This is a genomic window from Alkalihalobacillus pseudalcaliphilus (assembly GCF_028610675.1).
In the GTDB taxonomy this organism is placed as follows: Bacteria; Bacillota; Bacilli; order Bacillales; family Bacillaceae_D; genus Alkalihalobacillus; species Alkalihalobacillus pseudalcaliphilus.
In genome coordinates this window covers 664673-690819 of the sequence record NZ_JAQQWS010000001.1, presented here as the reverse complement: position 1 = coordinate 690819, position 26147 = coordinate 664673, and the positions used below count along the sequence as shown (strand labels likewise).

The following is a 26147-nucleotide window of genomic DNA, read 5'->3' as shown; positions in this document are numbered from 1 at the left end:
TATTATTTCTCGAAGTAGTAGTTGAAACAATTAACATAATTTGTAACTAATAGTTTGGCAATAATGTTGAAAAATATAGAAGAAGTTCGAATATAAATAAAAAGGAGTGAGAGTTATTACTGTTATTGCGAAAATACAACAAACGATGGTGGGATTAAAAAGTGCTCAAGCAAGCTTAGAAAGCTTTGCTTTAGAGACAGATAATCAACAAGCCAAACAATTATACCAACAGCTTTCACAACAAACACAAGCCATTGTGGATAGCTTAGAACCGAGAGTACAGCAAGTGATGCAAGAAGAACCACAGTATCGACAATGATCCATTTTACAGCCTCCATCATTGATCGGAGGCTCGTTTTACATATTTTACAATTATCTAAAAGGGAGGCGAGGAGTTATGAAGACTAAAAGCAGATGTATCGGATTTTTTGTTCTACTTCTTCTATTAAGTGCTTGTTCGAATGGAGATTCACCAACCGTACAATCGTTACTGGTGGATCATAAACAATTTGAACAAACGGAAGCTAACGAGAGTAAGAAAAAGTTAATGGAGCTAGATGAGTTTATTGATGTACATGGGGTATCGATTGAAGATCGGATTTATTTATCACCTAAAGTTAAACAATTGGCACGTTTTCGATTAAATGGACTTAGGAAACAATCCTTTGATCAAATTAAAAACCTATATCCCGAACACGAAATACATGTATCTACAGATAAAAAAGTGTATATGGAACTAGAGAAATTAGAGCAAAGATTAAAGGACGGCAAAATTACAGAAGAAGAGCTTAAGAAAGAGCTTGATAAAATTGAAAAGCATATGAAGGGGTGACTAAACAATGTCAAACAGTAAACAAAAACAAGCGACGCCAACACAGCAGGCTTATCAAGCGTTAGCAAATAGGTACGAAATAAAAAGACCGGTTCTAAAAAACTGTATCAGGGCATTTATAGTCGGAGGCTTGATCTGTATAATCGGACAAGCCATAAATATCTTCTTTTATACATTTTTTGATTTTACGGAGCGCACGGCTAGTAACCCAACCGTTGCTGTGCTTATTTTACTGGCCGCATTATTTACTGGATTTGGGGTGTACGATCGGTTTGCCCAGTTTGCTGGAGCCGGTACAGCCGTCCCTGTAACAGGATTCGCTAACTCAATTACATCAGCTGCCATCGAACATCGAACAGAAGGTTACGTATTAGGTGTCGGTGGTAATATGTTTAAATTAGCAGGCTCTGTGATCGTATTTGGTACCGTCGCTGCTTTTTTGATTGCTTTAATTAAAACCATACTTATCCAATGGGGAGGGCTGTAAACGATGTTACAAGGTCATCAGTCGTGGATTTTTCCTAATAAGCCAGTCATTCTATCAACCGGTACAGTAGCAGGACCATTTGAAGCCAACGGTGCAATCGCTCATGACTTTGATAAGCTACATGACAACCTTTGGCTTGGGGAGGATTCATATGAGAAAGCTCAGAAAGTATTAATTGAAGAAGCGGTAACCATTGCGATTGAGAAAGAAAAGTTAACCAAGGAGCAAATTACATTCATGCTGTCAGGTGATTTAGTGAATCAACTAACTCCTTCGTCCTTTGCAGGACGCACCTTGCAAATCCCATATCTAGGTGTATTTGGTGCTTGTTCAACCTCAATGGAGGGTTTAGCTTTAGCGGCTTTTATAATTAATAATCGCGGGGCGAACTATATCGCTACAGTAGCATCTAGTCATAATGCAGCCACAGAAAAACAGTTTCGTTACCCTACTGAATATGGTGGTCAAAAACCTCCAACATCGCAATGGACCGTGACAGCAGCAGGAGCAGCTATCGTCGCTCCACAAGGAATAGGTCCTGTCGTTACATCGGCAACGATTGGAAAAATTGTTGATATGGGTATTTCCGATCCTTTTAATATGGGGGCAGCGATGGCTCCGGCTGCTGCTGACACGATAGAAGCCCATTTTCGGGATAGACAATTACCCTTTGATTATTATGATTTAATTGTCAGTGGAGACTTAGGGAAAATTGGTCTGAAAATAACGCGAGAATTATTAAAAGAAAAAGGTATGGTTTACTCAGACGAACAGTTTCAAGATTGTGGATTATTAATTTACCGTGAAGGCCAGCCTGTTTTAGCAGGTGCGAGTGGGCCAGGCTGTTCAGCATCGGTGGTGTATGGACATTTATTAAAGAGAATGAGTCAAGGTGAATTTAAACGGATTCTTGTTGTGGCAACGGGTGCTTTATTGTCTCCTTTATCCTTTCAACAAAAAGAAAGTATACCAACGATAGCTCATGCTGTTTCGATTGAAAGGGGAGTGAATATCGAATGATTTTCTTATGGGCTTTTCTAGTTGGAGGTTTAATTTGTGTCATTGGACAATTATTAATGGATGTGGGCAAACTGACCCCTGCACATACGATGACGGTTTTGGTTGTGTCAGGTGCGATTCTTGATGGCTTTGGTTTGTATGAACCTCTTATCGATTTTGCAGGTGCAGGTGCAACGGTTCCAATTACGAGCTTTGGTAATTCACTTGTGCACGGGGCAATGGCAGAAGCCGAGGCTAACGGACTAATTGGGGTGATTACCGGTATTTTTGAAGTAACAAGTGCAGGGATTTCAGCGGCGATCATTTTTGGATTTTTTGCGTCACTTATTTTTAAACCGAAAGGGTAGATTTTATGACTATTGGAAAACAAGTGAAGGGGACTTTAGCCACATTAAAAGGGATGGAAGCGACGATTGCAGCGATAGCACTCCAAGGTGACGGAATTGAGAAGCGAAGTCGTTTCCATGAGGCAAACTTAAAAGTTAAAGCTGTCATTCATGAAATCGAAAAAAGAGTAGCAGAGCTCGAAAGAGAAGAGCCACAGTATAAAGGGAATTGAGGTGGAAAATATGCCTGGATGGTTAGAAGTAACTGTTAGAACAATTGCAGCCTTAGTTAGCTTATTTATCATTTCAAAAGTTGTCGTGAAAAAACCGATTGGAGAAAGCTCATTTTTAGAATTTGCTTTATTTACAGGTACGGTTATGATTGCGGCCATTAGTGCTGTCATGTTAAGTATTCCACCAGTTTTAGCTTTATTAGCATTAGTTATTTGGACTTTGTCAATTGTATCTATTTATTTTATTGCAATTAAAAGTGCCTCATTTCGAACATTCTTTTTTGGGAAGGGTACCGCAGTCATTCAAGAAGGAAAAATATTAGAGGATGCATTAAACAAACAGCATATTACGGGTGATGAATTGTTAAGAAAGCTAAGGCAGAAAGATATTTTTCGATTTGCTGATGTTGAATTTGCTCTTTTAGAAACAAATGGTGAGTTAAATGTTTTACTAAAAGATGAGAAGGTCCAAGTGATAAAACGAAAAAGTGTTAAACAAAGTAAACAGCCTGAAACGGTTATTGCTGATGGGCGTATTTTGGATGAAAGCCTCGGCAATAGAGGATTGAATCGAGATTGGTTGCAAACAGAATTAGCGAAACAAGACATTTCACTTGAGAATGTTTTTTTAGGACAAATTGATGAGAATGGCGATTTATATGTTGATGTATTCGATGATAGCTTACAGCAAGTTGAACCTGTAACCTTACCATTATTAAAAGCACAAATTCATAAAGTACAGGCCGATTTACAATCTTACGCATTAGATACAAACAATCCAGAAGTAAAACAAACCTATCAATGGTGCTATAACCAAATCACTGAAGCATACTTAACGTTAAAAGGCGACCTTCATTAATGTTGAATAAGCTGAATATGTGTATCTTCTCGTGTATATGCGAGAGTAAGCTGTTGGTTAGGGTCGCTCGTACAAAGAAATACATCTTCAATTCGAGCAATACCTTTGTCATAAATAAAAGATAAAATATAATCCTTGTTAATGGAAAGCTCTTTCATTACTTCTAATTGAAAAAGACCATCGATAATGACAGGGTAAGTAATCCCTGAAGAAACCTTACGTAATCCCATATCTTCTAAGGCCGGAGACGCTTTTTCTGGCTTTTTTTGTATACTGATATCTCCATTAGCTTCAATAATACCTATCTCTACTTCATCAAGATCAAAAACACCCTTTTGTCTAAGTAACTGCAAGATATTATCAATCGTATAACGAATCGATTCAATGTTTTGGACGAGTAATTTTCCATTTTTAATAATGACAGTAGGCTCAAAAGTAATCCATTTGCCCATTTTTCTATTCTTGATTAACATACGAGCGATTAATTTCTGAAATAATGCGATCACCATAATGGCAAATACAGTATGGATGTGAGGGATCGTAGGATCAGCAATATCAGCACCTGTTACGGAGGCTAAACTCATAATAATTAAGAAATCAAAAATCGGTAGTTCACCAATTGATCGCTTACCCATTATAAGTGTAGCAAATAATAATAAAGGGAAAATGGAAATGATTCTTAAAAAAATGATGGCAAATTCTTGCAGTAACATGTAAGAGCAGCTCCTTAAAATTTCCACATAATGGCTAGTGTGTGCGGTAATTGGTTTTATTATGAATCTGTTTTGATAAAAAGGCATAAGTAAGCTTGTCTAGCATACATTTTTTAAGAAGAGACATGCTATAAGAATCAAAGTGCTTAGATAAGATGAATTTGGAATGTAGGTGATCGTATGAAACGAATGAAGTGGTTAATGATTGTTATGGCAATGTGTATTCTTTTACCAAACGTAACGACAGTGAAAGCAGTGAATGACCGGAATTTCTCCGTATCGGCCCAGGCTGCTATTTTGATGGAGCAATCTTCAGGACGCATTTTATACGCGAAGGCAGAGCATGAACCGTTAAGAATCGCTAGTATCACAAAAATTATGACAGCGATTCTTGCCATTGAATCAGGTATGTTAGATGAAACGGTCGTTGTTTCTGATCGAGCGATTCGAGCAGAGGGCTCATCGATTTATTTACGTGCCAATGAAAAAATTAAATTGCATGACCTTGTTTATGGATTAATGCTTAGGAGTGGAAATGATGCTGCTGTAGCGATAGCTGAACATGTGGGTGGAAGCTTAGATGGATTTGTTATGCTTATGAACCAAAAAGCAGAAGAAATTGGTATGGAACATACAAGTTTTAAAAATCCGCATGGCTTGGATGATCATGAGGACCATTACTCAAGTGCTTATGATATGGCTTTATTAACTCAATATGCGATGAATAATGAGAAGTTCAGGACCGTATCAAGCACGAAGTCCTATAAAAGTTTAAACCTAGATGAGGAAATACGTGTATTCAAGAATAAGAATCGTTTATTAACAGAGCTCTATCCCCACTCAACAGGTGGAAAGACAGGTTACACCAAAAGAGCGAAAAGAACGCTTGTGTCGACAGCATCCAAAGAGGATATGGATTTAATTGTCGTAACGATTAATGCACCGAGTGATTGGCATGATCATATGAATTTATTTGAATGGGCGTATGACCAATATGAATTAGAGGCAATCTTACCTAAAGGAAAGGTCGAGGATGTGGGCGATGAATTTTATCGTGACCATGTGATCAGCAAAAACGAACTTACCTACCCGTTGACTGAATCTGAAAAAGGACAGCTTCATAAAAAATTTACCTTTTTAAAAATACCAGAAAAAAGGGTAGAGCATTCATTTCAAAAAAATAAACCCGTAGGTAAAGTTGAATTTTATCTAGATGAACAACTGATAGAGAAGATGGCCCTTTATTATGACGGTCCTTTTGAGGAAAAGAAAAAAGGTTTTTGGTCAAGGTGGTTTCATATTTTTATTCATACAATAGGAGTCGATCGTTATGATTAATATCATTTGGGTATCGTTATTGTTGGTTGGCTTAATTTATGCAGCCTTTAATGGAACAATGTCAGACGTAAATGAGGCTGTATTTACTGGAGCCAAAGAGGCTGTGACCATATGTATTGGCTTAATAAGTATATTAGTTTTTTGGTTAGGGTTAATGAAGATTGCGGAGAATTCAGGTTTACTACGTAGTTTCTCGAAATTATTAAGACCAATCTTTAGAAGATTATTCCCTGAAGTACCTTCCGATCATCCAGCAATGGGTTATATCTTATCAAATATGACAGCTAATATGTTTGGTTTAGGAAATGCCGCGACGCCAATGGGTATTAAAGCGATGGAAGAACTAAAGGTACTGAATGGTGGACAAGATTATGCAAGTCGTTCCATGATTACATTGTTAGCAATTAATACGGCTGGTTTATCTTTAATTCCAACAACCGTTATTTCCATACGTATGACCTACGGTTCAGTGAACCCTACAGAGATAGTAGGAACGACTTTAATCGCTTCTCTTATATCAATGATCGGTGCCATTTTAATTGACCGTTACTTTTATCATAGACGGAGGAGGAAGGGGCGTGTGGTATGACGTTTATTACGGAAGTATCAACATGGATTATCCCTGCATTAATTGCGTTTATCTTGATATATGGTACGTATAAGAAAGTACCAACCTATGAAACTTTTGTACAGGGAGCGAAGGATGGATTTGGTCTTGCGATCTCTATTATTCCTTTCTTAGTTGGCATGCTTGTAGCCATATCCGTATTTCGAGCTTCTGGAGCTATGGACTTTATTGTTGACTTATTAAGACCCTTACTTTCATTTGTCGGTGTTCCTGCTGAAGTTGTACCACTCGCAATGATTCGGCCGATATCAGGCACAGGGGCATTAGGCATGACGACTGACTTAATTGCGACACATGGTCCTGATTCTTTTATTGGTCGCCTCGCAGCAACTATGCAAGGAAGTACAGATACGACTTTATATATATTAACTGTTTATTTTGGTGCGGTGGGCATTAAGAAAATGGGCGATGCACTAAAGGTAGGTTTACTGGCTGATATTGTTGGTTTAGTTGCAGCCATTGTTGTCGTCACTCTCGTTTTTGCTTAAAGTAGATTCATAGTTTCAAAGAGAGCTAATCTCGTTATTCAAACATAAAACGAGTTCGATGAATTCATCGGGCTCGTTTTATTATTTATTTAGAAGTAACCTCATAGTCTTATTATTCGTTAGGTTCAAGCTTATGAAGTTTGTGTAAAAGTAGGTTCATGAATAGTAATGACTTACATGGATACAATACCCATTAGTAATAAGTGGTAGGGGTGAAGGTCGTGTATAAAATATCGAGCTATGAATTATTTTGGATGCTAACGCTTATGTCAATTGGTATGACCGTGTTAATTACCGTCCAACCAGCTATCCATTATGCGGGACATTATGCATGGATATCGATGTTATTAGCAGGAGCTGCTGCGACATTTATTACCTATCAAGCGACCGTATTAGCCAAGAAGTATGAAGGAAAGTCGTTTGTTGCGATGTGTGAACAGTTGCTTGGTAAATGGCTATCTAAGCTAGTTATCATTAATTACTTATTAATGTGGTTAAGTGTTACAGCCATTATATTAAGGATCTCAAGTGAATTAATTTATGAATTTATATTATATAAAACACCATTAATTGTAATAGTGGGATGTTTAAGCCTATTGATTTTATATGGTGCACATTTAGGCATCGAAGTACTTTCAAGAAGTGCAACGATTTTTGGTCCTTTTGTTATCTTGAGTATTCTAGCCACGTTAGTCTTTAATATTCATAATGTTGAATTAGACCATATAAAACCCATTATTGCGACACTAGAGTGGCAGCCTGTATTAATGGGTGCTTTAACACCTGTCTCTTTATTAGGGGAAACGGTTATTATTATTGCTCTTACAGCTTTTATTAAAGATGCCAAGATGAGTCAAGGAGCTTTTATGGCAGCAATTATCGGTACATCTTTATGCTTAACATTCGTTACACTTTTTGTTGTTGCTGTGCTGGGTGTTCCTTTTGCTGTTCATCAAATATTCCCTTACTTTACGATGGTTCGGAATATCTCGATTTTTAACATCCTTCAAAGATTGGATGCTTTGGCTATTGTCATCTGGATTATGAGCATTTTTTTTAAAATGAGCTTATATACATATTGTTTTAGTCATGTCGCTCAAGATGTAACAAAAGCAACTAATAGATTTATTATCACGACATCTTTTGTTATCGCTGTCTTATGTCTTTCACTTATACCTAACAACTATGTGATAGATGAGTTATTTTACCGTACTACTTATTGGATTCAGTATGCTTTACCAATTAATATGATCGGAATTCCACTTTTGCTCATCTGCATTCATTATATAAAAGAAAAAATGAGAAAAAGAAAAGAAAAATCAAAAACTCATTCAAATGTCATACAAACATAAGGAGGAGTTATGCCTAAGTTAACATCGATTTTAAAAAAGCATCGTCGGTATCCAATGACTCCTTTAAAAAGTAAACAGCAAAAATCTATGAATAGAGAAGGTCAGGAGATTCATTCAAAATTAATACGTAATGTCAATTATCTAAAAGAGAAAACGGGAAACAGCCAAGACCTCATATTTCGCACACTAACATTTATGGAAGGGCAGCAATATTTGATTTCAATTGGTTATATAGCGGAGCTAACCGAGCAACCTTTCATTGAACAATTAATTCAGAATGTATTAATGAAAGAAGTGAAAGAATATCTAAATAAAGAGAATACGACTGCTTTTAAATTGTTTCAGTATTTGAAGCATTACGCATTGCCAATTGATGCTCATCAACAATTAACCACACTTGATGACGTTTTTGATTATCTCTTTAATGGTGACATCATCTTATTCATTGATGGTGTGCCGCATTGTTTAGTTATTGGTGCGGAATTAAAAGAAGGTAGAGGGGTTGAGGAGCCTACATCACAAACGTTAGTCAGAGGACCAAAAGATGGATTCACTGAAACGATTAGTGTCAATAAGTCACTGATACGAAGAAGAATTAAAGTGCCTGATTTGTGGATGGATAAAATGATAATTGGTCGAAAAACAAAAACAGAAGTAGCCATCGTATATTTAGAAACTGTTGCTGATAAAAAAATGGTTGATGAGTTAAAAAGTAGAATGAAGAAAGTAGATATTGATGGGTTGCTAGAGGGTGGTCAATTAGAAGAGTACATTCAAGATGCTACATTCACACCTTTTCCAACGATCATGAACACAGAAAGGCCAGATGCGGCCACAACGGCGATACTAGATGGAAAAATTGTTGTGATAGTGGATGGCTCACCTTTTGTGCTTATATTACCTGCTGTGTTTGCGAATTTCTTTGAAACGAATGAAGATTACTACCAAAGAGTGGATATTAGTACAGCACTAAGAATTTTACGTTACCTAGCTTTTTTTCTCGCCTTACTTGTCCCTTCATTATATATTGCCGTAACCACCTACCATCAAGAAATGTTGCCGACGGCCCTATTAATAAGCCTTGCCGCACAAAGGGAAGGTATTCCTTTTCCAGCGATTATTGAAGTTTTTATGATGGAAATTGCTTTTGAGATTCTACGTGAAGCAGGAATTCGTCTACCGCGTGCTGTTGGTTCAGCTATTTCAATTGTAGGCGGTCTAGTGCTTGGACAAACAGCGGTAGAGGCTGGTATTGTTTCATCAGCGATGGTTATTGTTGTTTCATTAACAGCGATTAGTAATTTTGTTTCGCCTTCTTTTAACTTAGCCATTTCTGTCCGATTATTACGGTTTCTGTTCATAATTTTGGGTGGGATTTTGGGGTTATATGGAATTATCCTAGGCTTAATCGGGCTTGTTTTACACTTAACAAGTTTACGTTCTTTTGGTGTTCCTTATATGACACCTTTTGCTCCTTTTATATTAAAAAATCAAAAAAATACGTTATTGCGATTTCCTTTATGGGCACTCAGAGATCGTTCTTTATTCATTTCTAAGAAAAATACAAAACGTGCAAATACGGAGAAACCGGCTCCGCCATCAAAGGGGGCATCATCATGACCTTGATCAAAAAGAGTGCCATTTATATTTTAATGATGTGTATGTTAACGGCTTGTTGGAGCAATGTCGAATTAAATGAAATAGGCATCGTCACAGCCATTGGCATTGATTATATAGATGAGGAATATGTGGTTTCGATGCAAATATTAAATCCTTCAGAGATTGCTCAGAATGGAAGTTCTAATCAAATTCCCGTTTTCGTATACTCCATGAAAGCGGACTCGGTTTTGGAAGCTGTTAAAAAAATGAGTACGCTCGTATCTAGAGAAATTTATATTGCTCATACGAGAACCGTCATTGTTAATGAACAATTGGCCGAAAATGGGATTTCCGAAATTTTAGACTTTTTTACGAGATATAATGAGATACGTCCTGATTTTTTTCTATTAATCGCTAAGGACTACCGGGCAGAGGAGATTATTAGTATTTTAACTCCATTAGAAAAAATACCTGCAAATAAAATGTATACATCTTTACTGTTATCTGAAGACGTGTGGTCTCCAACAAGAGGGATAAAAATGAATGAACTGATTAACTCATTGGCAACAAAAGGGTTAGAACCTGTATTAACAGGGGTTACCTTATATAGCAGTAGTAATCAATCAGAAGGCGAATCTGAATCAAATGTTAAACAAGTGAATCAATATGAAGATTTACAGTTAACAACATTAGGTGTTTTTAAAGATGATCAATTAATTGGGTGGTTAAATGAACGTGAAAGTATTGGCTTAAATTATTTAAAAGCGGAACAATTTTCGGTATTAGGACCGATCAATTGTCAAGAAGGGGATAAGCATAATTTCACTATGGAAATAACAGGTGGGAATCTAAGAGTCGGGAGTACGATTCAAAACGGAAAGCCTGTTTTTCAAACAAAAGTATATGTAAAAGCAGAATTGGCTGAAACATCTTGCCGATATAACCCAATTTTGAAAAACGACTTAAAGAAATATCAACTCATGGCTGAGGAAGAATTATACGATATCCTCGTAGAAACATTTGAGGCGATTAAAAAGTATCAATCTGATTTTGTTGGTTTAGGTGATTTATTAAAAAAGGAGCATCCAGACTACTGGGCAGAAAATGAAGAAATTTGGCAAGAACGATTACAAGATTTTGAAGTAGAATTGGATATTGAGGTGAAAATCAAAAGGTTTGGTACGACAACAGCCCCTTACCAATTTAAGCAGTGAATGGAATTCCAATTTTTAACATGGTCAAAAAAGCCGTTTATTGATAGACTAGACGATTGTAAAGGACTAGACAGAAATAATGGAATACAAGTAAGGAGTAGTTTTATGAGCAAAGTAATCACACAGGCAGATGTAAAGGTTCGATCGAAGAAAAAGAGAATCCGTAATAAAGTAGCAAAGAGAGTCATTCAAAACCCCCATCGTGTTGAGGTGGTCATGAAACAAGAAAGAATACCAGAATCAAAGCCAGCTTTTCAAGAAGAGAATAACGAGGAACTTAACCAATTTGATAAAATGCCTATCACGAAATTATTAAAGCTAGGAAAGAATTTTATTAAAGAAGAAGAAGTCATTAAATATTATTACACAGCAGGAAAAGATCCTTATTATAAAAATAAACCTCTATTAGTTAAAACCATTAAGAAAAACATGATTCAGCTAACAGAAGAAAAACAAAACGAACTAATGAAGCTTGTTCAATAGTTATCTAAAAAAACTTACCAAACCCAAGGGGATGGTAAGTTTTTTTATGGCCGGTGTTGTAGGGAGAGCCCGAGTAAAATGAGGACCTTGTGATATAGAAAAGCGCAGAAACGTAAGCAATTACTTTGTAAGCACCTTTACTATTTGGGTATACTTATAATTGAAAATCAAAAGGAGGAATTTACATGGCATTTCAAAGTAAGCAAGCATTTTTAGCAGAATGGGCAACAGAAACAGAAAGAACAACAATGGTTTTACGCAATTTAACAAACGAAACACTATCTCAATCGATTGTCGAAGACCATAATTCTTTAGGTTGGTTAAGTTGGCACTTAGTAGTTTCTATCTCAAGCCTTGGTCAATTGGCTGGCATTTCATTTTCTTCAGTAAAACAACAAGCCGATAATCCCAATGATGCCGAACAGATTTTAGCTACATATCAACAAGTAACCAAGGATGTTAATCACTTTGTCGATTCTAATTGGACGGATCAGAACTTAGCTAAAGAAATCGATATGTATGGAGAAGCGATGACAGTTGGTCGTCTCCTCCAATTGGTTTTATTACATCAAACACATCACCGTGGGCAAATGACCGTATTAATGAGACAAGCAGGACTAAAAGTACCTGGTTTATTTGGACCAACAAAAGAAGATTTAGAAGCGTACAAATAAGCAGTAATACTAGTTATGAGCATACAAAACGCCGATGGTTGAGCAAAATCAGCTCCACCACTAACAAAGAGGAATGTTGAGTTTGGCTCTTTGACTGTTGACACTCAATTCAATTAGTTTTTGTTCATTTTCATTTTAAATAAATGGTGTTAAATTGTTTTGAGAACTTGAGAATTAGTAGTAACCAAGCGGACAAAATATGCGGAGACTCACGCGGGACGTTGTGGCGGGCTGTAATCCACTGGCTGTGCAGTTAGTTCAGCACCAGCCCACAGGACGCGGAGCATAATTTTCGGTAGCGCTGAGCAATGCTTCATGTTCGCACTAACTTTATACAAATCGAGAGGAGATTTTCGAATGACAACTTTTAAAGCGTTTTGGATTGAGCAGAATGAAGAAACGAAGGAAATAAAAAGAGGAATTCGAACAATCACATTAGAAGATTTACCACCTGGGGAAGTCTTAATCAAGGTCCATTATTCGAGTGTTAATTATAAGGATGGTATGACATTATTAACCAACAATAAAGTAGTTACTAAATATCCGATGATTCCTGGTATCGACTTAGCTGGAGAAATTGTATCCTCACAAAATCAGCAATTTCAAGCAGGCGAACCGGTGATTGTCACTAGCTATGACTTAGGAACTGGTCATTTTGGTGGTTATGCTGAATATGCTCGTGTTCCTAGCAATTGGGTTGTACCGTTACCAGCTAATCTTACATTAGAGGAGGCGATGATATACGGCACAGCTGGATTTACAGCCGCTTTATCGATAAAACGCTTACTTGATGAAGGGGTCGATCCAAACAAAGGTCCTGTGCTAGTAACAGGGGCAACGGGTGGTGTTGGTAGTTTAGCCGTTTATATGTTATCAAGACTTGGTTTTGATGTTACGGCTAGCACAGGAAAAGAGAGTGAAACTTCTTATTTGCGCAAACTAGGGGCTCAATCAGTCATTGAACGTCAAACGTTGTCAGAAGCCAATACACGTCCTTTGCAAAAAAGTCACTGGCAAGCTGCCGTTGATCCAGTAGGTGGCCAAACTTTGGCGAATGTATTGGCTCAGCTAGCGTATAATGGGACTGTTGCCGTAAGTGGTTTAACGGGAGGAGTCTCTATCCCAACGACAGTGATGCCATTTATATTACGTGGTGTTAATCTAGTAGGGATCGATTCTGTTCATTGTCCGAGCGAAACAAGGTTAGCGATATGGAGCTTCATTGCGGACAAATTGCATGATCCTGAGCAAATAAAAGAGCTTAAATCTGTTGTGCCTTTATCTGAAGTAGAACACGTTTTAACGAAGATAACAGCAGGGACGCATAAAGGACGAACCGTTATAAAAGTAAAATAATCTCCTACTATTATTCTCCTATAAAAGCTCGACCCTTTGTTGAAAAACGAAAGGTCAGGCTTTTTTTATGCTTCTTTGTTTCAAAGAAAGATTAGATGCATAATATGACCTTCTATTGGGGGAAGTTAATCATAAAGGATATGTACAGTGAGGAGGAATCTTATGATTAGCAAAAGTGAAATGACGATTAAACAAGTATTTTTTATCTTGCTATTATCTATAGGGCTTGTCAATCATGTCCAAATGATTCCTATTCTCTTACAAAATTCAGGGAAAGATTCTTGGATTGCTGTATCAATCGCTTTTCCGATTATTGTAATTTTTGTTTGCCTAATTGGGTTCGTTATGAAACGTCTAGGTCATACTCCATTTCTTGTATGGGTAGAACAAAAAAGTAACCATTTTTTAGCGGTAGTCGTAGCTCTTTTATTTTTTTTCCACTTTTTTATTAACGCACTTTTAACATTAAAAGGAGTGATTGATTGGACACAGGTTACATATTTAAGACAAACTCCCCTTCTTGTGACAACTTTAGCCTTACTTTTCTTAGTCTTGTTTTTAGTGATTAAAGGTTTAAGGACAATTGGAATCGTCGCAACGATATTACTCCCTTTTGTCCTTCTTGCTGGATATTTTGTGATGACTGCCAATTTTCAGTATAAAGATTACCAGTTATTATTTCCGCTATTCACGCAGTCTTTTAATGATATTGCCATAACAATCTTATATATTGTAGCATCTACACTGGAATTAATATCAGTTTTGTTTATTCATCACCATTTAAATAAAAAACTTAAAACAAGTCATTTAATATGGTTAAGTTTTTTATTAATAGGCTTAACTTTAGGTCCTTTAATGGGTTCCATTGCTGCATTTGGCCCCTTCTCTTCTTTAATGAGATTTCCGGCATTTGAACAATGGCTACTCGTTCAAATCGGTGATTATATATCAAATGTCGATTTTTTATCTATTTATCAATGGTTATCTGGAGCATTTATACGTCTAGCTTTTGAATTTTATTTGCTTGGTGAAATTGCCAAATATCTATTTAAACTTAAACAGATAATCTATGTCTATGTAATCGTTGCGGTTATCTATTTATTTGTGACGATCTCTCCTATTACTTTTATAACTGATTCAATTTGGTTTTACGAAGTCTATATGCAGAGCGTATTTTCATTTTATATGTTTTCTATCTTAATATTTGTTCTCTTAGCTATTAGGAAAAGGAAAGGAGGTAGTCATTATGAAAAGACTAACAAGAATGAGAGCATCTAGTGAAGAAAATGACCAAGCCATTAATGAACAGTTATTTGACCAACATTCATTATCAGATTGGGACTTGGCAAAGCTAAAAAATGAATTTAAAAATGCTGAGGACTTTGAATTTGTAACGGTGAATTATCGAGACGATCTTGTAGTGACCTTTATTTATTCAGATGTCATGGTCGATTTAAAGCAATTAAATGAATATGTTTTACCGCAAGCAGCAGAGATGAATAATCATGACGCGGATGTGAGTTTTGTTTTTTTACATAAATTAGCTTTTCATAGCATTGAAACAGACCGTGGCTTATTTGAACGTTTATTATCAGGTGATTTAGTCATTTTCATAGAACATGAAAGTGAAAAATCACTATTATATAGAAAGATGTCTGATATCGCGAAGCGTGAAACGGAAGAATCGGCTACAGAAATCTCGATAAAAGGGCCGAGGGATGGGTTTACCGAGGAACTGGATACGAATATTTCACTATTAAGAAAAAGACTTAAAACACCGTTACTTAAGAACCGCGAATTTTTATTAGGTGAAAAAAGTCAAACGACCATTGCTTTGGTTTATTTGGAGAAAACGATTAGCACTGAATTGATAGAAATTGTTATTGAAAGACTTAACTCATGTAAAATTGATTATTTGGAAAGTAGTCAGCAGCTAGAAGAATATTTGGGTAATAATCGTTTGTCTTTATTTCCTTTGGTGAATTATTGTGGGAGGGCTGATTTTTTAGCACAAAGCTTAAGAAGGGGAAGATTTGGGATTATTATTGATGGATCTCCTATGGCATTAATTGCACCTTCTAATCTCACTGAACAAATTAAATCACCTGAGGACTTCTATCATCCTTTTTATTTTGTTGCTTTAGAAAGGTTACTACGCCTTTTTGCTTTTATAGTAGCCATATTTTTACCTGGATTTTATATCGCATTAGCTTCCTATAATGTCGAACAAATACCTTTATATTTACTAGCAACGATTACAAATTCTAGATTCGGTATCCCATTCTCAGGTCCAATGGAAGCCTTCTTAATGATTTGGATGTTTGAGATTTTTAGGGAAGCAGGTGTTAGGCTGCCTAAATCAGTAGGACAAACCATTGCAGTAATTGGAGGACTTATTGTTGGAGATGCTGCAATTCGGGCTGGGTTAACATCTCCGACCTTACTAGTTGTTATGGCTGTTGCCGCTGTTGCTCAATTTACATTAATTAATCAATCTCTATTAGGTTCTGTTACAATTTTTCGGTTATTTGTTTTAAGTGGTGCTTCTTTACTAGGTATGTATGGCTTTTTCTTAAGTTTATTTTTTATTGTTGTGTATGCAGCTGGCCTCACTTCTTTTGGTGTGGGATATTTGGAACCGATCGCTCCGGTATCCTTTAAAGAATGGATAGCCGCTATATTAGATCGACCGAAAAGCTCACACGTCGCTCTCCCAAAAATGTTAAAGAAATAATAAGGATGGTCAATATGTGTAAAAAAATTATCGTGAAGGTGATCATAGTGTTGTTGACCGTATGCATGTTGACTGGTTGTTGGGATTTATATGATATACAAGACGTCAATTATGTAGTAGCTGTCGGATTAGATTATGATCAAGAAAGAGATATATTTATCTCATTTGCTCAGATGTTAGATTTTACATTCGTTGCAAGAAACGAACAACCTCCTGGCTCAGAACCAATCGTCTTTATAGGGCGTGGTGAAGGGAAAACGGTTAATATGGCATTAACAGACCTTTATAAAACAGCTCAAATGAAAACTATGTGGAGTCACGTTACATCAATCGTGTTTTCACAAAGACTATTAGAGAATGGTATCGATGAAGTGATTGATGGATATATTCGTTATCCAGAATCACGACTTTCACAATGGGTTTTTGCGACATCCGAACCAATTGATGACTTATTTGCAACCCCTGCCTTTTTTAACTTATCCACCTTATTAACTTTACTACATAAACCAAACGAGATATTGGAACAACGTACATATTTGCAAGCAAAACGCTTAAAAGATGTATTAATCGAATTAAAAGAACCTGGGAAAGATGTAAGTATTCCTTCTCTCAGCATTAACCATACTCAATGGAATCAAAATAAAAAATCAATCGATAAGATGGAATACGATGGGATGTATTTCCTCAAAGACAGTGAATATAAAGGGTTTTTAAGTTTAAAAGATTTTAACGGTATTCATTGGGCGACAAAGGATAACGAACGTTACCCATTATTTTTAGAAAAGGACAATGAGAAATTAGGTGTATTAGTATTTGGTCCAAGTGATGTAGAAATTGAATTGGTCAATCAAAACGGAAAACCTAGATATAATATGGATATTAAAATAAAAGCAGACTTAAATGAATTAATGTCGGATTCGACCCAAACGGAGCTAGAAGATATGTCTGAGGACATAATAAAAAATCAAGTAAGGGAAACGTATAAAAAGGCTAATGAGAAAGAAATTGATATTTATGGGCTTGAATATTATACGTATGTCCATCATTTTCAATTATGGAAAGAATTAACCAAAAATGAATTCAAATTGGAAGAAGATTCATTAGGGGATATAAAAGTACAAGTAACAATTATTCACTCTGGTTTATTAAAATATGATCAAAGTGCTGAAGAAGCGAGTAAAGAAAAGAACCGTTTTGAAAATTAAGGATTAAGTTTTAGATGAAAGTGTACTTAAGTGTGATAGTTCATGCCTTGAAGTTAGCTGGTCATCCTTCTTACGATAAATGACCTTATATATGACCTCCTCCATAAAATACAATCCTACCATCGTCAAAAAAGTTCATGTATAATAAATTAGTTATGTCAATTTAGAACAAATAAAGGAGTTATACATGAACAAACAATTACCATTCACTATAGAAAAAAACGAAAAATTCTTCGATAAACTAGGCGACTATATCGGTGATGTTTTCTATGATATTTTGCCTGAAAAAGGATTTGAATTACGCGATGAACAAATTTTTATGGCATTTCAGTTAGAGCAAGCCTACAAAAATAAATCAACCATTTTTGCAGAAGCTGGAGTAGGAACTGGAAAAACGATTGTTTACCTCCTATATGCACTTTGTTATGCCAGGTATACGGGAAAACCAGCAATCATAGCGTGTGCCGATGAAACGCTTATTGAACAACTCGTTAAAAAAAATGGTGACATTGAAAAGATTGAAAAAGCACTTGGTTTAACAATAGATGCAAGGTTAGCAAAATCACGTGACCAATATGTATGTGTAAAAAAGCTTGAAACAGAAGTAACAAAAGGCTCGAATGAAAAGTATGATGAAGTTTATGAGCAAATACCGTCCTTTGTATTCCAGACAAGTGGTTCCTTGCAAAATTTTTCTCATTACGGTGACCGAAAAGAATATAGCTCTTTAACTAATGACGAATGGGAAAAAATTACGTGGGATCCTTTGCAACAATGTTCAACCTGTGACTTACGCCATCGCTGTGGACAAACATTAACTCGAGACTACTACCGTCATGCAACAGATTTAATTATATGTTCTCAAGACTTTTACATGGAGCACATTTGGACAAAGGAATCACGAAAGAGACAAGGACAATTACCTTTATTACCGGAGGCTAGTAGTCTAATCTTTGACGAAGGCCATTTATTAGAGTATGCCGCTCAAAAAGGGCTAACTTACCGTTTTCATTCACAAACACTTACGCATGTATTAACCGGATATATGCAACAAAATGTTCGGGAGGAATCGTTAATGTTGATCGAAACCATTATTGAACTTCATGATGAGTGGTTTGATATGATGGTTGAAGAAGCAATAGAATTAGAAGCTTCCCAAAGAGCATATATCCATCGATCTCAGAAGATGATGTCATTAGTTTCCCGCTTAAACGAAGCAGTAGAACAACTACTTGATCAGCTTGTCTTTGACTCTGAGTTATTTACCATAGATGAATATCATATCAAGATGATAGAGGAATATGTAGAGTTCTTATCATATGGATTGACGACTTTTATGAAAGAAAATGAAGGAATTTATTGGTTAGAGCAAAATGAAGGAGAGACGACCTTTGTTATCATGCCAAGGTTAGTAGAGTCTATCTTAAAAGAAGAACTATTTTCTAAGAATCAACCGATTATTTTCTCGTCAGCAACACTCTCACAAAACAAAGATTTCTCTTTTATTGCTCATAATCTTGGTATCTCTTCATACGACTCATTTTCGGTCAATTCTCCTTTTGATTATGAATCCAAAATGTCGATTCATCTTCGAATGGAGCAAGAAAAACAGAGGAAATGGGAACAGATTGAAGAAGCTCTCCGTCAAAAAGAAGGCAGTTCGCTTGTTTTATTTGCGAATAAGTTAGAAATGGAATCATTTAAATCAACGATGAAGGATAAAGAGTTTCCTTTTGAGATTTTATATGAAGGTGACCAGGAGATAAGTGTATTAGTGCAACAATTTCAACAAGAGAATTCGACGGTTTTATGTTCACACCATCTTTGGGAGGGCCTTGATATTCCCGGACAATCTCTTTCTCAAGTTCTTATTGCTTCGTTACCATTTCCACCCAAAGATCCAGTGTTTGATGCTAAAAGAGCTCAAAGCAAGCTTCCTTTTCAAGAGGTCGATTTACCTTATATGCTTTTACGATTAAGACAAGGTGTCGGAAGATTAATTCGGACAGAGTCAGATTCAGGGAATGTTCTGATCTGGTGTAGTCAAGAAGAGTTAGAGTTATTGTCTGAGTTAAAAGGTGTATTGCCAGTCGAAATGATTTTATCTTAAAAAAGAAGCAAATAATCGAGGACAAAATCAATTTTTCTTGGTTAATATGTTACAATAAGAAGATAATGGTAGAGATTGTGAGAAATGGAGTGTAGCTGATGCGTTTTATTGCTAGTTTCATTATGATCGTTGGTTTAGCGTTTTTATTTTATGGTGGTTACGAAATATTTCAAGCAAACCAAAAGCAAAAACAATCACTTGCTGAGGCTAATGAGGTTTTGGCAGTGGACCGAGAAAATAGTGAAGAGGTTGGTAGTGCGGAAACGATGGAATTTTCCGATGGCGATGTAATTGGTCTCTTAAAGATTCCTAAACTTGAGAAGGATTTACCGATCATTTCTGGTACGGATGAAGAGGAATTAAGCCGTGGTGTTGGGCACTATAAAACAACAAAACTTCCAGGGCAAGATGATCAAATACTTTTATCGGGACACCGTGATTCTGTCTTTCGTGGGTTTGGTGATTTAGAAATAGGCGATCAGTTTATCGTCGAAATGCCTTATGGTACTTTCGTTTACGAGTTTTACGAGTCTGAAATTGTGCCAGCTGATGATACGACAGTCATTCGTTCAACGGCACCTGATGAAGTGTTAACCTTATCTACATGTTATCCATTTAACTTTATTGGTAGTGCACCAGATCGATATATTATCTACGCAAAACCGGTTGTAGAAGAGTAAAGCTAACATCTCCATGAACATTACGTTGTGGAGATGTTTTTTTCTGTGTAATGGAAGTTGCTAAAACAAGAGGTAAATATATTTGTTTTCGAATCTTTGTGAATTTTTATTATTCATAGTTTGTTAGATTATTGTATAATAAAAAGAGTCTATATTTTTTTAGTATAATTTTTAGGTAAGGGTGTAGGGGGTTCGAATGAGAAACGTAAAGTCGTGGAGTTTTATAGGAATATTCGCATTGTTATTAGCAGGCTGTGTTAATGATGTAGAAGAACATCCAATGTATCCTCAACAGGAACAAGATGCCTTAGATAACCAACCTCAAGACGTAGAGGTTATAACGGACGAATTGGTTTTTAATGATTTTTCACAAGAATATCGAGTCGATGCAAGAGTTATTAATCAAGAGACACAAGGGAAACAAGGTTCAGGTAATGAGTTAGTTGAAGATATTGAAAGTATTGTTGTACCAATTGATGCAGTGGTCAGTACAAGTGATGAAAATGAAATGCTTTCCATAACGGGTAACGGTTATAATTATGGGTACGAGTTTATGGAATCAAAATATATGGAAATGGTTAGTATCGTTCAGAATTTTCGTAAAGCCATCGTAGAATTTGAGCCAAATTATGATGTAGAGGTAAAAGATTTATATGTGGCAGATTATGAAGGAATTTCTGATTTTGATTATTTTATAGAGGCTGAACGTGAACATGAAATAATGTATTTGCTATTAAAAGAAGAAAATCGTGATGATGGTTTGTACTTACACTATACGGCCATTAGTATGTCTAAAGAAGTGGCTAATGAAGAGTTGCTACGAACGATTGTTGCTAGTATTGCTTCAATTGAATTAAAAGATTGATGATTTATTTTATTTGTAGGGAAGCTTATTCTAAAAGCTATTTACTTTAGATAGCTTCTTTTTTTGTGAGTAGTGGCTGTTTGTGCGGTGCGCTGAATCTTTTTAAAAGGGCTCTTATGAGAAGCTGAGTAACTTACACGAAAAGGGCAAGAACATGCCGATGAAGGAGGCTGGTCGACATGATCACGGGCAAAAAAGGGCAAGAACATGCCGATGAAGGAGGTTGGTCGACATGATCACGTGCAAAAAAGGGCAAGAACATGCCGATGAAGGAGGCTGGTCGACATGATCACGGGCAAAAAAGGCCAAGAACATGCCGATGAAGGAGGCTGGTCGACATGATCACGGGCAAAAAAAGGCCAAGAAGAGCTGAACGAGACAGTTGGTTCTTTAACTGGTGGCTTTTCATTCACTTCGCTACCAACAAAGATGAAAGTAGAGGCTACTTCTTAAACAGTTGGCCCGTTTACAACTCGATCACCATCAGGAGTCAGCCTATCAAACAGGGGGCACTTTCCTGCTAAGGTCATCTACCGCAAGATGGATGACCAGCTAAATTCAAGGCACAAACTATCACCTATAAGTACACTTTCATATAAAACGCTTATAGATCACTTTTATTGATAGCAAGTATCAATCATATATAGGAGTGGTTTAACCATATAATGAATAGACGCGCAATGAGAGGTGATTAATGAAACCGATGTTGATGTTACGTGAGTTCATGGCACAAAAACCATTAGAAATCATTATCGAGTCCATTGATGAAGCGATACACATTGTTGACCAAGACGGTGTGACGATGTATTATAATTCAATTGCAGCGAAGTTAGATGGATTAAGTCAAGAAGAAGTGATCGGGAAACATCTGCTAACAAATTTTCCTTCATTAACCTCAGAGTCTAGTACGTTACTTCAGGTGTTATCAACGAAAAAAGCCATTTTTAAGCGTCCACAAAATTATTATAATCATTACGGTCAATTAATCGAAACCATTAATACAACGATTCCGCTCTTGTATAAAGGAGAATTACTTGGTGCGATTGAAATTGCCAAGGATATCAAACATATTAAGCAGCTATCAGAAAAACTGTTAGAGTTAGAGAATTTGCATCGAACCATGACATCTCCCCGTCAGAAACAGAACTCAAATAAAAATACACTTTATCAATGGCATGATATCATTACGGAAGATCCTGTTATGATTGAGCAAATAGAAATTGCCCAAAAAGCAGCTAGAACCACTTATCCGATTATGGTATATGGGGAAACAGGTACAGGAAAAGAATTAATGGTGCAAGCTATTCATTCAGAATCAAATCGTCAAGCTGGACCATTTGTGGTGCAAAATTGTGCATCTTTACCGGGTAGTTTACTAGAGAGCCTTTTGTTCGGAACGAAGAAAGGCAGCTTTACAGGTGCAGTGGACCGAAAAGGATTATTTGAACTTGCAGATAAAGGTTCGCTTTTTCTAGATGAAATTCAATCGATGCCACTTGATTTTCAAGCAAAGATATTGAGAACGATTGAGGATGGATATATTAGAAGGGTAGGAGGGACAGAGAGTTACCAAATTGATGTTCGAGTGATTGTGGCGATGAATAAGCACCCACTTGAATGTTTAGAACAAGGTGTATTAAGAGAAGATTTGTATTATCGATTATCCTTCTTTTTATTAGAATTGCCACCTTTAAAAAAGCGCCAAGCTGATATCGCTCGGCTAATAAGGCATTTTTGTACATTAAACGCGAAAACAGAAGTTCAATTAGAAGACTCTGTCCAACAGTTTTTTGAAAAGTATACATGGCCAGGCAATATTCGTGAGTTAAAACATGTGATAGAATATGCGATAACGTTATGCTCTGATCGTATTATTATGCCACAACATTTGCCACTGCATTTACAAAAAAAATATGAGCAATTACTTTCTAGTAACACGAGATTTGCCAAAAGAATAGGGTTAAAGGAACAACTAGAAGAAGATGAGAGACATTATATTAAAGAGGCTTTGGAGCGTACAAAAGGGAATGTCAAAAAAGCGGCAGAGTTACTTGATATACCTCGACAAACATTGCAGTATAAAATAAAAAAATTCAAAGTGAAAGGGAAGAGAGATGGAGAGTAAAGGAGCTAGTAAAGCAGCCACATATGAATATATGGAACTAGAGCAGGTTGAAGCTGACCTCTATATTGACTATTACAATGAAAGAATACGTATCGACCATTATAAAGGCGCTTTTAAAAACCTCTTAAAGGAATTAGAGGTAAGACGTGAAAAGCAACCATTTACCAAATTAATTGTTTATACAAAACCAACGCAATGGCAACAATTGATAGCGGATGGATTTCAGTTAGAGTCGATTATGAAAGGTTATTTTAATGGTGTTGATAACTATGTCATGTGTCGCTATTATTCGAACGAAAGAAAAAAGCAAGGTAATTGGGTTGAAGAGGATCAATTAATCGACCAGGTTATGGCAAAAGAATCTAGTGCAATGAAGCGTTTACCGGATAGTTATGAAATGCGTAAAGTAAGGGAAAGTGATTTATATGAGCTTGCGACCTTTTATGGTACGGTTTTTAGCAGTTATCCAACACCCATTCATGAAGTCGACTATTTGACTAAATCGTTAAAAGGTGGAACGCTGTTTTTTATAGTAACATTTGAAGGTGAAATTGTAGCAGCAGCTTCTGCAGAGGTACAGAATGTTTTCCATAACGCAGAGATTACGGATTGTGCAACAAACCCGGATCATCGTCAATTTGGTCTTATTAGACATATCATTAAGGAATTAGAAAATGAGTTATATGAGAAACGAATTTATTGCACGTATTCCATTGCGAGGGCGAACTCTTTTGGCATGAATCGAGTCCTAAAGCAAATGGGCTATCACTATGAAGGAAGATTAACGAATAATTGCTTTATGGAAGGTTCGTATGAGAACTTAAATGTTTGGGTGAAATACAAAAAATAAGAAGTGCTTAATAATCGGCGTTTTTATAAAAAACTGCCCATTATTAGGCACTTTTTTTGCGTTCATTTTTGAGTGCAAGGACAGGAGCAAATTTGGGTTTGATTGATTTTGGGCTTCATAGCAGACCTAATTTTAGGATTGGGCACCTGCTGAACCAATTAATCATATTCTATAGAAAGCACAGAACGGGGAGAACGTTTAATCTTGGCACGTTCTTTGCATTTATATAAGTGATGACAAACAAGGAGGTCATGAAGCATGAAATCATTTGTTTATAAACCAAAAAGGGATTGGAAAGATATTGATTTGTGGAAAGATGTAACAGAAGAGCAATGGAATGATTGGTTATGGCAGTTAACACACACGATTCGTACGTTAGATGATTTGAAAAAGGTCATAAACTTAACGCCAGCTGAGGAGGCAGGGGTGAAAATTGCTACGAAAACTATACCATTAAATATTACCCCTTATTATGCATGGCTCATGAACCCAGATGATCCTCATTGCCCGGTGCGGATGCAGTCCGTTCCAATAGAATCTGAGCTTCATAAAACGAAATACGATATGGAAGACCCTTTAGAAGAGGATGAGGATTCTCCTGTACCTGGTTTAACTCATCGATATCCGGACCGTGTGTTATTTTTGGTGACAAATCAATGTTCGATGTATTGTCGCTATTGCACCAGAAGACGTTTTTCCGGACAAATTGGAATGGGTGTACCGAAAAAGCAGTTAGATGATGCGATTGCTTATATTCGAGCAACCCCTGAAGTTCGTGATGTTTTGATATCAGGTGGTGATGGGTTATTAATAAATGATAACATCCTTGAATATATATTAAAGAACTTACGTGAAATTGAGCATGTTGAAATCATCCGTATTGGTACAAGGGCACCTGTTGTATTCCCGCAACGTATTACAGATAATCTTTGTGAAATTTTAAAGAAATATCATCCAGTTTGGTTAAATACGCATTTTAATACGTCTTTAGAGATAACAGAAGAATCTAAGTTGGCCTGTGAAAAGTTAGTTAATGCAGGGGTGCCAGTGGGCAATCAAGCTGTTATTTTAGCAGGAATCAATGATAGTGTCCGTATTATGAAAAAGCTGATGCATGATTTAGTTAAAATGCGTGTGCGACCTTATTATATTTATCAATGTGATTTATCAGAAGGAATTGGACATTTTAGAGCACCTATTTCAAAAGGGCTAGAAATAATTGAAGGTTTGCGTGGTCATATCAGTGGCTATGCTGTGCCAAATTTTGTCGTTGATGCTCCAGGTGGTGGTGGGAAAATTACCCTTCAACCTAATTATCTAATATCACAAAGTCCAGATAAAGTCGTACTTCGAAACTTTGAAGGGGTTATCACCTCATATCCAGAGCCAGAACATTATGTCGCAGGAAGAGCTGATGCTTATTTTAATGAATTTTACCCTGCTGAGAAGGGACCAAAAGATTCAACGGGAGTATGGGAGCTATTATCTGACAAGAGAACGAGTATGATCCCTCAATCTTTAGAGCGTATGGGTCGGAGAGAGAAATATGATTCAAACCCCGCACATAGCTCGTTAAAGGATAAACGTGAATTACGTGAAAAGTTAAAAGAGAAAAAATATAAAGCAGAGCAACAAAAAACACAGAAGAAGGAGGGGACTCCTGATGATCAAGTGTAATTGGTGTGACCAGATTGCTGCGAAGGAAATAATGGACTCCGTTTTTTGGGAGCTTCCTAGTGGTCTGCGAGCGATTGAAATTAAAGCGACGCCAACTATTTGTTGCGAGGCGTGTTCGATGGTATATCAACAGGATGAAATCGTTGAGGAAATCGAAGACCAACTTATGCTCATAAAAAGCGATGAGCTTCCCACAAGTATCACTTATCGTGAATTAATGGAAATACCGAAATTATTAAAAAAGAATTATTTTCGCTTCTAGGTAGTACGTAACGAAGTAAGGAAATGATGACACAGGG

At 36.5% G+C, this 26147-nt stretch carries 27 protein-coding genes; 26 read left to right on the top strand and 1 reads right to left on the bottom strand.

Annotation, left to right across the window (positions count from 1 at the left end):
- The first annotated feature begins 115 nt into the window (after positions 1-115).
- The 7 genes from PQ479_RS03335 (at position 116) to PQ479_RS03305 (ending at position 3757) form a co-directional block, all read left to right on the top strand.
- Positions 116-319 carry a DUF1657 domain-containing protein gene (locus PQ479_RS03335; RefSeq protein WP_047989581.1) on the top strand — a complete coding sequence of 68 codons (204 nt, stop codon included), beginning with the start codon at positions 116-118 and terminating at the stop codon, positions 317-319.
- 78 nt (positions 320-397) lie between these two features.
- The gene (locus PQ479_RS03330) at positions 398-832 is read left to right on the top strand and encodes a hypothetical protein (protein ID WP_047989026.1); all 435 of its coding nucleotides are present in this window, start codon (positions 398-400) and stop codon (positions 830-832) included.
- Positions 833-839: 7 nt separating this feature from the next.
- A complete protein-coding gene (spoVAC, locus tag PQ479_RS03325) occupies positions 840-1319 on the top strand; it encodes a stage V sporulation protein AC (RefSeq protein WP_047989027.1) in 480 nt (159 codons plus the stop codon).
- Between the two features lie 3 nt (positions 1320-1322).
- A complete protein-coding gene (gene spoVAD, locus PQ479_RS03320; protein ID WP_047989028.1) occupies positions 1323-2339 on the top strand; it encodes a stage V sporulation protein AD in 1017 nt (338 codons plus the stop codon).
- The gene (gene spoVAE / locus PQ479_RS03315) at positions 2336-2686 is read left to right on the top strand and encodes a stage V sporulation protein AE (RefSeq protein ID WP_047989029.1); all 351 of its coding nucleotides are present in this window, start codon (positions 2336-2338) and stop codon (positions 2684-2686) included. The genes spoVAD and spoVAE overlap by 4 nt, the downstream gene beginning before the upstream one ends.
- A gap of 5 nt (positions 2687-2691) precedes the next feature.
- Positions 2692-2898 (top strand): DUF1657 domain-containing protein, encoded by a 207-nt coding sequence (locus PQ479_RS03310; protein WP_047989030.1) that lies wholly within the window; start codon positions 2692-2694, stop codon positions 2896-2898.
- 10 nt (positions 2899-2908) lie between these two features.
- Positions 2909-3757: a DUF421 domain-containing protein gene (locus tag PQ479_RS03305; protein WP_047989031.1), complete on the top strand. Its 849-nt coding sequence runs from the start codon at positions 2909-2911 to the stop codon at positions 3755-3757.
- On the opposite strand, the gene PQ479_RS03300 is transcribed toward PQ479_RS03305, so the two are convergent.
- Positions 3754-4470 carry a DUF421 domain-containing protein gene (locus PQ479_RS03300; protein ID WP_047989032.1) on the bottom strand — a complete coding sequence of 239 codons (717 nt, stop codon included), beginning with the start codon at positions 4468-4470 and terminating at the stop codon, positions 3754-3756. The two genes, PQ479_RS03305 and PQ479_RS03300, sit on opposite strands and share 4 nt — an antisense overlap.
- 189 nt (positions 4471-4659) lie before the next feature.
- Between PQ479_RS03300 and PQ479_RS03295 the strand changes: the two genes are divergently transcribed.
- From PQ479_RS03295 to PQ479_RS03205, 19 genes are all read left to right on the top strand, one after another.
- Entirely contained in the window at positions 4660-5808 is a 1149-nt protein-coding gene (locus tag PQ479_RS03295) for a D-alanyl-D-alanine carboxypeptidase family protein (protein ID WP_420535535.1), read from the top strand.
- Complete coding sequence (locus tag PQ479_RS03290) at positions 5801-6397, top strand: nucleoside recognition domain-containing protein (protein ID WP_047989033.1); 597 nt, start codon at positions 5801-5803, stop codon at positions 6395-6397. Before PQ479_RS03295 ends, PQ479_RS03290 begins: the two co-directional genes overlap by 8 nt.
- Complete coding sequence (locus PQ479_RS03285; RefSeq protein ID WP_047989034.1) at positions 6394-6924, top strand: spore maturation protein; 531 nt, start codon at positions 6394-6396, stop codon at positions 6922-6924. The genes PQ479_RS03290 and PQ479_RS03285 overlap by 4 nt, the downstream gene beginning before the upstream one ends.
- A gap of 221 nt (positions 6925-7145) precedes the next feature.
- Entirely contained in the window at positions 7146-8276 is a 1131-nt protein-coding gene (locus PQ479_RS03280; RefSeq protein WP_047989035.1) for a GerAB/ArcD/ProY family transporter, read from the top strand.
- Between the two features lie 9 nt (positions 8277-8285).
- On the top strand, positions 8286-9896 hold the full coding sequence (locus PQ479_RS03275) for a spore germination protein (RefSeq protein ID WP_047989036.1): 1611 nt from the start codon (positions 8286-8288) through the stop codon (positions 9894-9896).
- The gene (locus PQ479_RS03270) at positions 9893-11089 is read left to right on the top strand and encodes a Ger(x)C family spore germination protein (protein ID WP_047989037.1); all 1197 of its coding nucleotides are present in this window, start codon (positions 9893-9895) and stop codon (positions 11087-11089) included. The genes PQ479_RS03275 and PQ479_RS03270 overlap by 4 nt, the downstream gene beginning before the upstream one ends.
- A 105-nt stretch (positions 11090-11194) precedes the next feature.
- Entirely contained in the window at positions 11195-11572 is a 378-nt protein-coding gene (locus PQ479_RS03265; protein WP_047989038.1) for a hypothetical protein, read from the top strand.
- Between the two features lie 185 nt (positions 11573-11757).
- On the top strand, positions 11758-12246 hold the full coding sequence (locus PQ479_RS03260; protein ID WP_053070411.1) for a DinB family protein: 489 nt from the start codon (positions 11758-11760) through the stop codon (positions 12244-12246).
- A 357-nt stretch (positions 12247-12603) separates the two neighbouring features.
- Complete coding sequence (locus PQ479_RS03255) at positions 12604-13602, top strand: oxidoreductase (protein WP_047989039.1); 999 nt, start codon at positions 12604-12606, stop codon at positions 13600-13602.
- Positions 13603-13764: 162 nt separating this feature from the next.
- A complete protein-coding gene (locus PQ479_RS03250; protein ID WP_047989040.1) occupies positions 13765-14880 on the top strand; it encodes an endospore germination permease in 1116 nt (371 codons plus the stop codon).
- Positions 14849-16336, top strand: coding sequence for a spore germination protein (locus tag PQ479_RS03245; protein ID WP_047989041.1), 1488 nt, complete (start codon positions 14849-14851; stop codon positions 16334-16336). Before PQ479_RS03250 ends, PQ479_RS03245 begins: the two co-directional genes overlap by 32 nt.
- 14 nt (positions 16337-16350) lie before the next feature.
- Complete coding sequence (locus PQ479_RS03240; RefSeq protein ID WP_047989042.1) at positions 16351-17541, top strand: Ger(x)C family spore germination protein; 1191 nt, start codon at positions 16351-16353, stop codon at positions 17539-17541.
- Between the two features lie 187 nt (positions 17542-17728).
- Entirely contained in the window at positions 17729-19651 is a 1923-nt protein-coding gene (locus PQ479_RS03235; RefSeq protein ID WP_047989043.1) for an ATP-dependent DNA helicase, read from the top strand.
- A 98-nt stretch (positions 19652-19749) separates the two neighbouring features.
- Positions 19750-20331, top strand: coding sequence for a class D sortase (locus tag PQ479_RS03230; protein WP_047989044.1), 582 nt, complete (start codon positions 19750-19752; stop codon positions 20329-20331).
- A gap of 196 nt (positions 20332-20527) precedes the next feature.
- Entirely contained in the window at positions 20528-21196 is a 669-nt protein-coding gene (locus PQ479_RS03225) for a hypothetical protein (protein WP_047989045.1), read from the top strand.
- A gap of 694 nt (positions 21197-21890) precedes the next feature.
- Positions 21891-23321, top strand: a complete 1431-nt coding sequence (locus PQ479_RS03220; protein ID WP_273716754.1) for a sigma-54 interaction domain-containing protein — start codon at positions 21891-21893, stop codon at positions 23319-23321.
- Positions 23311-24171 carry a putative beta-lysine N-acetyltransferase gene (gene ablB / locus PQ479_RS03215; protein ID WP_047989047.1) on the top strand — a complete coding sequence of 287 codons (861 nt, stop codon included), beginning with the start codon at positions 23311-23313 and terminating at the stop codon, positions 24169-24171. The genes PQ479_RS03220 and ablB overlap by 11 nt, the downstream gene beginning before the upstream one ends.
- A 258-nt stretch (positions 24172-24429) precedes the next feature.
- A complete protein-coding gene (gene kamA / locus PQ479_RS03210) occupies positions 24430-25848 on the top strand; it encodes a lysine 2,3-aminomutase (RefSeq protein WP_047989048.1) in 1419 nt (472 codons plus the stop codon).
- Positions 25838-26110, top strand: coding sequence for a YokU family protein (locus PQ479_RS03205; protein WP_047989585.1), 273 nt, complete (start codon positions 25838-25840; stop codon positions 26108-26110). Before kamA ends, PQ479_RS03205 begins: the two co-directional genes overlap by 11 nt.
- Positions 26111-26147: the final 37 nt, after the last annotated feature.